This is a genomic window from Pseudocalidococcus azoricus BACA0444 (genome assembly GCF_031729055.1).
GTDB lineage: Bacteria > Cyanobacteriota > Cyanobacteriia > Thermosynechococcales > Thermosynechococcaceae > Pseudocalidococcus > Pseudocalidococcus azoricus.
This window is the reverse complement of the sequence record NZ_JAVMIP010000033.1, coordinates 1-12,756: the sequence shown is the minus strand read 5'-3', so window position 1 is coordinate 12,756 and position 12,756 is coordinate 1. Positions and strand designations below refer to the sequence as shown.

Genomic DNA, 12,756 nt, shown 5'->3' with positions numbered 1-12,756 from the left:
ACTACTATACTCACTGTTGCTACTGTGCCACCTAGTTGGAGAATCTGCTGTAAGCCTCGACCCATGATTTGATTGGGTAACGGAATGCTTCATCGGAAAACCTCTAAATCTGCGAGCATTCTTTAATTTCAACGTAACATATGCCATTGTGGGCTTTAATTCCGGTGCTTGAGTGAACCTATGGCCACGATTCTTCGCGATTGGAGTTACCGCTATCCCTGGTTTTATGACACAGTTTCCCGTTTGGCCGCTGTGGCGGTGGGGGGAGAAACGCGGTTACGACAACTGGCCTGGCAGGATTTAGACTTACTGGCCACTACCCCAGTTTTAGATTTATGTTGCGCCCACGGGCCGGTGACGAAATTACTCTGTCAAAGATTTGAAAATGTGACGGGGCTTGATGCCTCTCCCCAGGCCATTGCACGGGCCCAACTCGCTGTTCCCCAGGCCCAGTTTGTGGAATCCTTTGCCCAGACAATGCCCTTTGCAAATAATCAATTTGGCTTAGTCCACACCAGTTTGGCCCTCCATGAAATGCCTGAGGCCACCTTGAGGGAAATTTTGACCGAGGTTTATCGGGTTTTGCAGCCTGGGGGAATTTTTGCTTTGGTTGATTTTCACCCGCCCCAGTTGCCCTTACTGTGGCCAGGCCTGGGCCTCTTTTTCTATCTCTTTGAAACCGACACGGCCTGGCAGTTTATCCGTCAGGATTTAGGTGAACAACTCCAGGGCCTGGGTTTTGCAATTCAGAAATACCAGACTTATACTGGCGGGAGTTTACAAGTCATCCAGGCCCAAAAGCCCACCGCTTAATTTCGGCTGGGAACTCCACCATGGTAATTCGGATTCAGGGACAACGGAAATTAGCGACCCCACCTGGCAATCAGACCCGTCCGACTACGGCCAAAGTTCGCCAAGCCCTGTTTAACATCTGGCAAAATTCGGTCTCGGGTTGTCGCTGGTTGGATCTCTGTGCAGGCAGTGGGGCCATGGGGGCAGAAGCCTTAGTCCGGGGAGCCAGTGTCGTGGTTGGGATCGAGAAAAATCCCCAAGCCTGTCGGCTGATTCAACACAATTGGCAATCCCTCGCCCAGACCGAGCAGCAATTCCAAGTCATCCGCGCTGATGTGCTCCAAGCCTTAAAGCAACTACCGCCTGCCCCCTTTGACCATATCTATTTTGACCCACCCTACGACAGCCATCTTTATCAACCGGTTCTCAAACTCATTGCCGAATTAAACCTGTTAAGCCCCACTGGAGCAATGGCTGTGGAATGTCGGACTCATCAACTGCCGGATTTAACGGGCCTGGGGGCGTATCGGCAAAAAGTCTATGGCAGCACAACGTTGATTATTGCTTCTAGTTTTAATGACGAAATTATGACCTAAGCCCAATGGAGCCCCAGACTAACTTGATAGAAAATGAAACTCATCAGCCAAGCATAGCCTAGGGAAAAGACGAGGGAAAACAGGGTCAGGCCCCAGGATTTGGATTCACTTTTGAGAACAGCCACGGTCGTTAAACAGGGGGTATAGAGTAAACAGAAAATGCAAAAACTGAGGGCCTGGGGAACCGTTACAGAGGCGGCAATGGCCTGGCTGACAGCACTGGCATTCATGGCATAAATCACCGCCAGGGAACCTACGACAATTTCCTTGGCTACAAACCCAAAAATTAGTGCCAACGTTAGCTGCGGATCAATCCCCACCGGAGCCATGATCGGAACCAGTAATTTGCCAATTTGCCCCCCAATCGTATCCAGGCCCGTTGCCCCTGGCGGTAAGTTGGTAATCGTCCACACGCCCAAACACCCAAGGGTAATAAACCCCGAGGCCCGATAGAGAAATTCTCGAACTTCACCCCAGCCCCGCAAGAGGACGTGCTTCAAGGTGGGCAATCTGTAGGGGGGCAGTTCCAAAATAAAGGGTTCGTGGTTTTTTAATTGCTGGGACTGGCTAAAAATTGCAGCTGCCAAAAATGCCGCGACAAAACTCAGAACATACAAGCCAAACAGGGCAACGGCTCCCTTCATTCCTGGTAACACAGCCGCCAAGATAAACACAAACACCTGGAGCCGGGCCGAGCAGAGGGAAAAGGGAATAATTAACATCGTCAACCACCGCAGGGCCTGGGAGCGCATCACCCTGGTGCCCATCAAGGCCGGCACATTACAGCCAAACCCCAACATCTGCATCACAAAGCCCCGTCCATCCAGGCCCAACCGGCCCATAAAGGCATCCATCAGGTAGGCAGCCCGGGATAAATAGCCACTATCCTCAATGGCCGCCATGACAAAAAAGAAAATCACGACCAAGGGCAAAAATGAAGCCACGGTGGCCAGGCCATTCCAGAGGCCATTGGTGATCAAATCTTGGATAACGTGAGGCAGGGGACTGATCAGGGGTTGCAGGAGAGTTTGATTCAGCCAGTCGGTAATGTTGCCCATCACATCTTGGGAGGGGAGTCCCACTTGCCAAATGACCATAAACAAGCCAAACATGACCGTAAAAAAGAGGGGAATACCCCAAATTGGATGCAGGAATAATCGATCTAGGCTGGCGGTAACTGTGCGCCTGAGTTGGCTAGGGAAAACGACGGCCTCGGCTAAAACTGTCGTTATGTCCTGGTTGAGGCTGCCATTGTTCGTCAAACAGTCCTGGAGGTTGGCCACTTGATAGGCGGTTTCTTGTTCTCTGAGGGTGCAGGTTATTTCAGCCAGGGCCTGGGCGTATCCTTGACCATATTTGGCACTCAGGAGACAAACGGACATCCCCAGATTTTGAGCCAAGGTGGGCCCATGAATCTCAATCCCAAATCGTTTGGCTTCATCGGATAAATTTAACAGGACAATGGCCGGTAAACCGAGAGCCTTAACTTGGAGAGCCAGCCGTACCTGCCGATCAATTTGGGCCGCATTCAGGATAATCAGAATCAAATTAAGCGGAAATTCTGCTAGAAATCGCTGAACTACGGCCTCATCCTCACTGAAGCCATTCAGATCATAGATACCGGGGAGATCGACAAACTCGACCATTTCCTCCCCTAAGGGAATCACGGCTTGGAGCAGATCAACGGTCATCCCTGGCCAATTCCCGACAAAGGCCCTGGCCCCGGTCATCCGGTTAAACAGAGTTGACTTGCCTGTGTTGGGCATTCCTAGGAGGGCGATGCGTTTCGTGGCCTGGTGGGTGGGAACCGCAACTGCGCCAGAGTGACAGGTACTCATCGGGGAACCGAGGGAGCATTCAAGATAATCAAGGCGGCTTCATGACGGCGAATCGCGACTTCTGTGGTTAAACCGACTCGAATATGGAGGGGGCCACCTAGGGCGGCTTTGCGTAAAACTTCCACTTTGCGCCCGTGCATGATCCCCAAGGCGGCTAAACGATCCGTAAAACCGGGCCCAAACACAGTGGCTTCGGTATGGCTGATGGTGGCAATTTCCCCGATAGGTAATTCCGACAGTGGCATTTTGTCCTCCTGGTGAGTTTCCGTCGCCGCAGATGAATCTTGCCTCAAGGCAAACCGCGACCGCCCTACAAAGATATGTTCGCAAAAATATCAGGATTTCTCAAAGATTTAATCCCTAGTAGTGACAGCCCAACTCCCAATTCCGCCACCTTGATCAAGAAAGACTCTGCTGAGAAAATTGACGCTGGCCTGAAGGCTTGGCCCCTATCTCGTTGAATTCTAAAAACTTGCCAAAATGTCATCTGAGCTTGTAAAACTCCTGGAAGAGATGACTAAAATATAGGAATTGCAAATTACAATGGGCTGCTATTCATGCTTGTCTGCCCTCACTGCCACCAGTTTAATGCCGAGACAAACAAGTTCTGCTTATACTGTGGCACTCCCCTTGTTCCCCCCACCCCTGTCGAGAATGAATTAAGCTCAGCGACTTCCGAATCCGCGGCAAAATCAAGTTCTCAGCAACTCGGAGCCAAAGGTACTGCCGAACTGGCCTGGTCAGAACTCGAAGAAATGACTTGGACTCCAGATTTATTAACCGCTGCCAATTCCAGGCCTGGAGATCCGCCCCCCTCTCCCGCTAATCTGCAACCCAACTCGACTGAAGCGGACTTTCCCCAGACTGAAACCCCTGTCTCATTACCCGTTACTGAAGCCTATCCCGGTGATGATGAATTAACCCTCATTCCCGATGCCATTGACATCCAGGAGATCAGCCGAGACCTGCTCACGAATTTTGGCAGCCGGTCTGAGCCAATTTGTGCCGTAGTCGTCTATCCCTGTGATTCTGACTCTCCCTGGTTGACCTGTGAGAGGATGCCTGATCTGCCACCGCTGCTAGAACAAGATACCGAACGCCAAGAAGGGGCCATCTTTTTAGACGAGGAGAACCGCTACCGTTGCCTCACGTCTTTTAGCCTGGATACAACATCTGGCCGTGTGGAAGATACTCAATCCAGCCGCCCAACTGGAGTTTTGGAGTTCAGTCAAACCTTTATTCAACAGGCTGATCGGTTTGATTTAACTCAGCCGCAGGAGATGTTGACTCAACTCCAGGCCCAGGCCAATGCCCCGACTCCAGTGGTAATTAGCTATCTGAGTTTACGTTTACTATTCTCTGAGTTTGTCCCCCGCCTCCAGGATGCTTGGGTTGGTTATGGCCCAGGCCAGCAGGGGATCCATGAGCCGCGTCAATTCTTGGTTTTGCAGGATCGGAGTCAATGTCCGAGTTTATGGCAGGCCTGGCAGGATCCAGAATTGGATAACGGGCAACTGCTGGCCTGGATGGAGGAAATGATTGACCTCTGGCCCAATCTGGAGGCCTGGGGCTGTGCGGCCAGTCTTTTGGATGAAGATAACCTTTGTATTTACGGTGAAGGGATTTTAGCCGTCCGACAGCTTGACTTTTCCCCCCTCCCTGATCCATCGCCAAAATGCTTGATTCGTCTTTGGCAGTCTTTATTATCCCAGGCCCCCCCTTCCCGCCAACAGGCCTTTCAGCCCCTTTTTGTCATGCTTCAAACCCAACCGCAACAAACCCTAGCTGACATCCAGGCCTTAATTGAACAACTGTGGGAAACGCTCCAATCCGACCTCATCAACCTCGGCAATAGCCAAGACTTTGACTTGAAAAACGTTGTCGCCAGCCTAGATGCCCATTGGCAACAGGATCTCAACTCTACCCCAGCCCAAGCTATTACAGAGGATTCTCCAACTGCGGTCTTACCCAAGCAATTAGTCCAGTTAGATACGATTGGTTTGACGGATACTGGGCGGCAACGACACCACAATGAAGACTTTTTCCTGATTGATCATCGGCAACACTATTGCGGGACATCGATTGGGCAAAAACTCCAGGCCCGCGGGCTTTATGTTCTCTGTGATGGGATGGGTGGCCATGCCCAAGGGGAAGTCGCCAGTTCCTTAGCCGCCAGCACACTATTTAATTTTTTCCAAGAGCATTGGCTAGAGGGTGAGCCACTCCCAGAAGATGAGGTGATTCGCCAGGCCATCTTTGCTGCTAACCAGGCTATTTTCAATCACAACGAGGATCAGCGCACCATTGGCAGTGGACGGATGGGCACCACCCTTGTTTTCGCTTTGGTTCATAATCAGGCGGTTTGTTTGGCCCATGTGGGGGATAGTCGGGCCTATCGGTTTACCCGGCGGCTTGGCCTGGAACAGCTATCGGTCGATCATGAAGTGGGTCAGCGGGACATCAAGCGCGGTGTAGAGCCGGAAATTGCCTATGCCCGTCCCGATGCCTACCAACTCACCCAGGCCTTGGGCCCCCGTGGCAATGACTATCTCAACCCCGACATTTTGACCCTAGAGGTGACGGATGATACGGTGTTTCTCCTCTGCTCCGATGGCTTAACCGACAACGACTGTCTTGAGTCCCACATTGAAAGCCATGTTGCTCCGCTCTTGAGTTTTGACAGCAGCTTAAGCAAAGGGGTTCGGGCGTTAATCAATTTAGGGAATGAGCACAATGGTCACGATAACTTAACAGTGATTGCGATTCGGATGAAGTTGCGCTCAGAATTAGATCAGATTTTTTAAGGAACTCTAGGGCATATTGATGTTCCGGCCAGTTCTGAAGCCTGGATGCTGGGTTGGCACATTATCAAACATTTCAGCTTCTTGTTCTCCTAAATTGTGATGAAAAACTGTGGTTACACTGAGTTTGCTTGATCCCTGGAAGCGCACCCCTGTCAAACGTTGGCGATTTCCGGCTAAACCAACTATCCGCATCGGCCGAGCGGCTGATAATGACATTATTTTGAATGATATTTTGATTGCCCGTTACCATGCGGAGGTGGCTTGCTATACGGATCCAGAAAACTTGGGGCGGTGGTACGTCAAAAATGTCGGCCCCACTGGGACATTTCTAGACGGCAAATTAGTCAGTGATGGCCCCCTGGGCAATGGTAGCCTCCTCCAACTTGGCCCAACGGGCCCGATCCTGCAATTTGAAGTCCTCAGTCGCCGCAATGCTCCTTCTACCTTGGCCACCTGTCAGCACGTTGGGAATATGCCAGGAAATCTTTTTTGTATCCACTGCGGGCAGCCCCTGAATATCCAGCGGACGATCCGCAATTATCAGGTTCTTCGCCTCTTGGGCCATGGGGGAATGGGAACCACTTATCTGGTCTGCCAAGAAACGGACTATCGCCCCAATCAACTGCCGCAGGTTTGGGTTCTCAAAGAATTGCGCTCGGATGTTGAGGCAGAAGACAAAGTTCAGGAGCTTTTTGAACGGGAAGCTCGGATCCTCCAGGGACTTTGTCATGCCGGAATTCCTAAGTTTCATGATTATTTCATTGAGGATGGCAAAAAATATTTAGTCATGGAACTGATTCATGGCCTGGATTTAGACCGTTGGGTGATTCGCAATGGCCCCGTAGAACCCACCCAGGCCATTCAATGGATGTTACAAACCTGTGGCGTTCTCGATTATCTCCACAACCAAGATCCGCAGGTGATTCACCGGGATCTCAAACCCAGTAATTTACTCGTGCGCTCCAGTGATAACCAAGTGGTGTTGATTGACTTTGGGGCGGTTAAGGAAGCTGGCCATTCCCCAGGGACACGAATTGCGGTGGAGGGGTATTCGGCTCCCGAACAAATGCTGGGGCATCCAGTTGTTCAGTCGGATCTATATGCGGTTGGGGCAACCCTGGCCTTTTTACTGCTGGGGGACAGCCCGATTCGGTTTTATCGCCATGAGATGGGAGTTTATCGCCTGAATATCTTAGATCGACCCTCAGTGCCCGAAAATCTAAAGCTCGTGATCCAACGGGCCACCGAACCCCAAGTGAGTAACCGCTATCAAAGTGCGATTGAATTGGCGCGGGCCTTGAAAGGTTGCCAGGAGAACGCTTAATCCAGCCCCAGATGAAGTTCTCGGCCCTGGATGCTGCTCACATTCGCATGGGGAGAGATGGACAAAGATAATATTGGTTAAACCAGGGAGCGGGGCCGAGGTTTGGATAGGATAAGATTGTGGGAAAGAAATTAACCCCAAGGCTCCCCGGCTGGCTGGTCAATCATCCACCTTAGCGCGGGCCTGGGTTTATTCAAAACGGTGAGAGCAGAGATGTCAGTTGGATAGGAGCGCAGGTGGGGTGAGTCAGCCGCAAAGCCAAGGAGCCTCTGGGCCGTTATCCCTGGCCACACTGTATTGCCCGGCCTGTAATCGGGAAAATCTGGAGGCCTTTGGCCATTGCCATGCCTGTCAGACTCCCCTGCCAAAGCGATATTTACGGGTAATTTGGCCAGACGATCGTACGCCTCTGGAACCAGGCAGTTATTTGGCGGGGCGATTTCTAGTCCGCGGGCCGGATTTAGTCTTCGATACCCAACCTGGAGATCCGCCCCCCTATACGGATACTCACCTGGCTCTGATCGAACCCTATCTGAAACTGTTTAGTTGGCGACTATATATCCCCCAAGTATTTGGGCTATTAACGCAACCAGAACCGGTGTTACTCCTGGAACTCGGCCCCTGGGGAAAAGTGGATATTACTGCTGACTTGCCGATTTTACAACTGCCCCACACCCTGACCGGACTCACCAGTGCTGTGCCCCTCCGCCAGGCCTGGACAAAAGCAGGATTATTCCGGCAGTTAAATTGGCTCTGGCAGATGGGGCAATTGTGGCCAGCCTTAACCCAGGCCGGAGTCAGTGCTACTTTATTTGAGCCGGAGTATTTACGGGTTGAAGGGGCCATTCTGCGACTTGTCCAGTTAACGTTAAATCCAAGTTCAGAAACAGCCCCAGAACTCGGGCAACTCCTCCAGGCCTGGTCAGAGTGGTGTCCCTTTCAGGCGGTGGCGACCCAAGCAAGATGGACAACTCTGCGGGAAAATTTACCCCAAGAGGCTGACCTCGCCGCGACCTATTTCCAAACGCAGATCCAGGCCTGGATCACAGAAGTGGCTGAGGATTATACCTTTACCTTTGATTTAGCCACCCAAACGGACAAAGGCCCCCGCCGCAAGCGCAATGAAGATAATTGTTACCCGCCATCGGAAACATTTTTGGTGGCTGAGTCGGAAGTTCTCACTCTGGTTTGTGATGGTGTCGGCGGCCATGCGGGGGGTGATGTGGCTTCGGGCCTGGGAATTCAAGCGTTCACCGCAGCCCTCCCAGAGTTGAGGCATACCCTCATCAGCGGTGGCGATATCCAGACTACCCTAGAGGCTGTGATTCACCGTGCCAATGATTTAATTGCCGTCCAAAATGATGCTGAAGAACGCCAAGACCGGCAACGGATGGGAACAACCCTTGTAGCGGCCCTGGCCCAGCAAGCGCAACTGTATTTAGCCCATGTTGGGGATAGTCGGGCCTATTGGGTCACTCGCTATGGTTGCTATCAAGTCACATTGGACGACGATGTTGCCTCTCGCGAAGTGCGCTTAGGTGTAAGTCCCTATCGAGTCGCCCTAAATCATCCCTATGCAGGCTCTTTGATCCAGGCCTTGGGGGTCGCTCCCTCCGCCCACTTACGGCCGACCATTAGCCCCTTGATTGTGGATGAAGATAGCCTATTGTTGCTTTGCTCCGATGGTCTGAGCGATTTAGACCGGGTTGAGCAGTATTGGCCAACGTTGTTATTGCCCCTTTTAACAGATGCCGACAGCCCAACCGATTTACGCCCGGCCTGTCAAGCTTTAGTCGAGTTAGCCAATAGCCGCAATGGTCACGATAATGTCACCGTTGCCCTGATCCGTTTCCGAGTCCAACCCCCTGAGCACACCCCACCAGAACCCAACTATGTGCAGATTTTCTATCCCTCACCAGAAGAGTTAGGCAGTGATGTCCTGCTGTTAGAGGAGAACTTTGAACCAGAACAAATTCTCCCAGATTCCCTGCCTCCTGCCCCAGAAAACCTCCGCCTATCTTGGTTGAGGGTGGCCGTGATGGTATTGGTGATTACAATCCTGGCGGTGGGAGGCTGGGCCTGGTACCAAGGCTACTGGCTATTTTCTCCTCATCAGTCTGAACCCTCATCACCCCCGACCACCAATTCTGGCTATTAACCCATCCGTAACACCAAGGAATTTTCTTGTGATGATGTAGGCTGCCTTTGATTTGAACCTGAATAATGAAGCTTTGGGCTGAAAGTTGAGGCTAGCTCGGAAAACAGGAGAATTGCGCTGATTGTTTAATGGTAGCTGGGCGTGAGCGGGCGAACCTGGCCTGGCTATACTAGGAAAGCTGAGAGTTAGGAATGAATTCATGTCAGTGATTTGGGAGCTACATCGTCAACTGATCCAAAAAGAGCGCTCCGCCACTGAAATTACCCAAGATTACCTCAACCGGATCAGCGAGCTTGAACCGAAAATCCACAGTTACTTAACGATTACAGCAGACCAGGCCCTAGCCCAAGCTAAAGCGATAGATGCCAAAATTGCCGCGGGAGAAGAAATTAGTCTTTTGGCCGGTATCCCTTTAGGCATTAAAGATAATCTCTGTACCCAAGGGGTCAGAACAACCTGTGCTTCTAAGATTCTGGCTAATTTTATCCCTCCCTACGAATCAACTGTGACCCAGAAATTAAACCAGGCCGGGGCAATTATGCTCGGAAAAACTAACCTGGACGAGTTTGCCATGGGCAGTTCTACGGAAAATTCAGCCTTTCAAGTCACAGCAAATCCCTGGGATCTGGCCTGTGTGCCAGGAGGATCATCGGGGGGATCCGCGGCGGCGGTCGCTGCTCAGGAATGTGTGGCGGCCTTGGGTTCCGATACCGGGGGATCCATTCGTCAGCCCGCTGCTTTTTGCGGAATTGTTGGTCTCAAACCTACCTATGGCCGGGTGTCTCGCTTTGGATTAGTGGCCTACGCCTCCTCCTTGGATCAAATTGGCCCCTTGACTCCAACGGTGACAGATGCGGCTATTCTATTGACTGCGATTGCCGGTTATGATTCCCAGGATGCCACCAGTTTGCAGGTTGAAGTGCCTGACTATAGTCAGTTTGTGGATCAGGGTAAAAAAAAGAAACCCTTAAAAGGTAAACGGATTGGTCTGATTCGGGAAACCTTGGGGGCCGGATTGCAGCCGGAAGTTTCAGCAGCAATGGCCGCAGCAGTCAAAGTCTTAGAAGGATTGGGGGCCACAGTTCAAGAAATTTCCTGTCCCAGATTTGCCTATGGCTTACCCACCTATTACATCATTGCCCCTTCCGAAGCCTCAGCTAATTTAGCCCGCTATGATGGGGTGAACTTTGGCTACCGGGCCGATGCAGACAGTTTATTGGAGATGTACACCAAGACGCGGGCGGAAGGTTTTGGCAGTGAAGTTAAACGGCGGATTATGATTGGCACCTATGCCCTCTCGGCTGGCTACTATGATGCTTATTACTTAAAGGCTCAAAAAGTCCGCACCCTAATCAAAGAAGATTTTGCCAATGCCTTTGCTGAGGTTGATGTGCTCATTTCACCGACTGCGCCAACCACTGCCTTCCAGGCCGGGGAAAAAACTGCCGATCCCCTGAGTATGTATTTGTCTGACTTAATGACTATTCCTGTTAACTTGGCCGGATTGCCAGGATTAAGCTTACCCTGTGGGTTTGATCAAAACGGTCGTCCCATTGGTTTGCAGATTATTGGCAATGTTTTACGGGAAGATCAGATTTTCCAAGTCGCTTCTGCCTATGAGCAAGCCACGGATTGGCACAAACAACAGCCCACTCTTTAATAGTTCAGGGCAAGCCTAACTGACCCGCTCAATCACACCTTGATCAAACACTTGCCCGTCTGTGCCAACGGTATGAATGATGAGTTGATTGGCCATCACATCCAGGCTGGCAAAACTGAGGCGGCTGGCACTATAAGCAGTCCACCCAGATCGATCAACAGGGCGAATTCCGGCTCCGGCCCCCACGGTTAGATAGGTTGTGCCTTTAATCGGGTGGCTCCGTTCATAGTCATGCTCATGGCCGTTGATATAAAGCTGGACTCGATATTTTTCAAAAAGAGGTGCGAATTGCTCAACCATAGCTGGATTGGTGCCATAAATGCCTGAGGAGTAGATGGGATGATGACCGAAGACCACTTTCCAGGCCGCCCTGCTCTTGCTGAGTTGCTCTTTTAGCCAGGCCAATTGGGCATCCCAGTGATTTCCACGATTGGTATCTAAGGCAAAAAACTGGACGGGGCCTTGGGTAAAGGTATAGTAACGCCCGCCCATATTAAATCCGGGATAGCGAATTTGTCCCTCCCCGTTGTGGGTGCGAATGTCATGATTGCCTAAACAGGCGTAGAATTTCACTCCAGCTTGCAACAGGCCTTGATAGGGCTTTTCAAAGTTCGGCCCAATTTTTTCCATTTCGCCATCGTTGTAGATGTTATCCCCGGCCAGTGTCACCAAAGAAAAGGGGTTGAGCTTGTACCAGGCCAGCATGGCATTGGCGACTTCATATTGACCCGCGGCTCCCGTCCCCGTATCAGCCACAGCGACAAACCGCAACAGGGGAACTTGAGGACTATTGGCGGCTACAGCTCCTTGTTTTTGCATCCAGGCCAAGAGTGGCCCCAAGGTTAATCCGGCTCCAAAGGCTAAAAAATCGCGACGTTTTAAGGGCATGAATATCTCGGTACAGGTCTAATCTTGTAGTTTAATCCCGATGACTTGGGTATGTTGACCTCTGGCCTGGGTGATATGGGTGCGATTATTTAGTCCAACTCCTAAAATGACTTTATGAGACGCGATTCCATCTTCTATCAACTCTTCCAACAATTTCCCACTTGCCTCTTTGAATTGCTGCCCACGGCTCCCCCCCAGGCCCCGGATTATCGCTTTGAATCCATCACGGTCAAAGAAACAGCTTTTCAAATAGATGGGGTCTTTTTACCACCAGAAAACACAACATTAGGCATTGTATATTTTTGTGAAGTGCAGTTTCAAAAGGATGAGCAATTTTACGAGCGATTTTTTAGCGAAATTTTCATTTATCTTTACCGTTTCCGTCATACCTTAGCTAATTGGCAAGCAGTTGTCATCTATCCCAATCATCAAACAGAACAATCAAACTGCACTCTCTACGAATCTCTTCTCAATAGTCCTCAAATCCATCGCATTTATTTAGATGAACTTGCACAGGATGAAACCACTTCTCTCCCCGTACAACTGATCCAACTCACAGTGATTCAGCCCCCAATGGCAAAGGAACTCGCTCAAAGCATTGTCAGGCGAGCCAGAGTAGAGCCACTACCAACACAACAAGCCATACAGCATATTCCTCGCTAAGTTGGTACACTTTTTCTGAAGCTGTGTCAAAGC

10 protein-coding genes are annotated in these 12,756 nt (G+C 50.9%); 7 read left to right on the top strand and 3 right to left on the bottom strand.

Annotated features, from left to right (window positions below; all coding sequences use genetic code 11):
* Window positions 1-180 precede the first annotated feature (180 nt).
* Window positions 181-813 carry a class I SAM-dependent methyltransferase gene (locus RIF25_RS16965; RefSeq protein WP_322879703.1) on the top strand — a complete coding sequence of 211 codons (633 nt, stop codon included), beginning with the start codon at window positions 181-183 and terminating at the stop codon, window positions 811-813.
* A gap of 20 nt (window positions 814-833) precedes the next feature.
* The gene (gene rsmD / locus RIF25_RS16960; protein ID WP_322879702.1) at window positions 834-1,388 is read left to right on the top strand and encodes a 16S rRNA (guanine(966)-N(2))-methyltransferase RsmD; all 555 of its coding nucleotides are present in this window, start codon (window positions 834-836) and stop codon (window positions 1,386-1,388) included.
* Here the strand turns inward: rsmD and feoB are convergent.
* Together feoB and RIF25_RS16950 are read right to left on the bottom strand one after the other, a co-directional pair.
* Entirely contained in the window at window positions 1,385-3,226 is a 1,842-nt protein-coding gene (gene feoB, locus RIF25_RS16955; RefSeq protein WP_322879701.1) for a ferrous iron transport protein B, read from the bottom strand. The two genes, rsmD and feoB, sit on opposite strands and share 4 nt — an antisense overlap.
* Window positions 3,223-3,471 (bottom strand): FeoA family protein, encoded by a 249-nt coding sequence (locus RIF25_RS16950; RefSeq protein ID WP_015124310.1) that lies wholly within the window; start codon window positions 3,469-3,471, stop codon window positions 3,223-3,225. The genes feoB and RIF25_RS16950 overlap by 4 nt, the downstream gene beginning before the upstream one ends.
* A 312-nt stretch (window positions 3,472-3,783) precedes the next feature.
* Here RIF25_RS16950 and RIF25_RS16945 point away from each other — a divergent pair, with 312 nt between their 5' ends.
* The 4 genes from RIF25_RS16945 to gatA all read left to right on the top strand — a co-directional run bounded on the left by RIF25_RS16945 (window position 3,784) and on the right by gatA (window position 11,172).
* Entirely contained in the window at window positions 3,784-6,030 is a 2,247-nt protein-coding gene (locus RIF25_RS16945; RefSeq protein WP_322879700.1) for a serine/threonine phosphatase, read from the top strand.
* Window positions 6,031-6,139: 109 nt separating this feature from the next.
* Window positions 6,140-7,354 carry an FHA domain-containing serine/threonine-protein kinase gene (locus tag RIF25_RS16940; protein ID WP_322879699.1) on the top strand — a complete coding sequence of 405 codons (1,215 nt, stop codon included), beginning with the start codon at window positions 6,140-6,142 and terminating at the stop codon, window positions 7,352-7,354.
* A 241-nt stretch (window positions 7,355-7,595) separates the two neighbouring features.
* On the top strand, window positions 7,596-9,512 hold the full coding sequence (locus tag RIF25_RS16935) for a PP2C family protein-serine/threonine phosphatase (RefSeq protein WP_322879698.1): 1,917 nt from the start codon (window positions 7,596-7,598) through the stop codon (window positions 9,510-9,512).
* Window positions 9,513-9,711: 199 nt separating this feature from the next.
* The gene (gatA, locus tag RIF25_RS16930) at window positions 9,712-11,172 is read left to right on the top strand and encodes an Asp-tRNA(Asn)/Glu-tRNA(Gln) amidotransferase subunit GatA (RefSeq protein ID WP_322879697.1); all 1,461 of its coding nucleotides are present in this window, start codon (window positions 9,712-9,714) and stop codon (window positions 11,170-11,172) included.
* Window positions 11,173-11,187: 15 nt separating this feature from the next.
* On the opposite strand, the gene RIF25_RS16925 is transcribed toward gatA, so the two are convergent.
* Window positions 11,188-12,060 carry a metallophosphoesterase family protein gene (locus RIF25_RS16925; RefSeq protein ID WP_322879696.1) on the bottom strand — a complete coding sequence of 291 codons (873 nt, stop codon included), beginning with the start codon at window positions 12,058-12,060 and terminating at the stop codon, window positions 11,188-11,190.
* 114 nt (window positions 12,061-12,174) lie between these two features.
* Between RIF25_RS16925 and RIF25_RS16920 the strand changes: the two genes are divergently transcribed.
* On the top strand, window positions 12,175-12,723 hold the full coding sequence (locus RIF25_RS16920) for an Rpn family recombination-promoting nuclease/putative transposase (protein ID WP_322879695.1): 549 nt from the start codon (window positions 12,175-12,177) through the stop codon (window positions 12,721-12,723).
* Window positions 12,724-12,756: the final 33 nt, after the last annotated feature.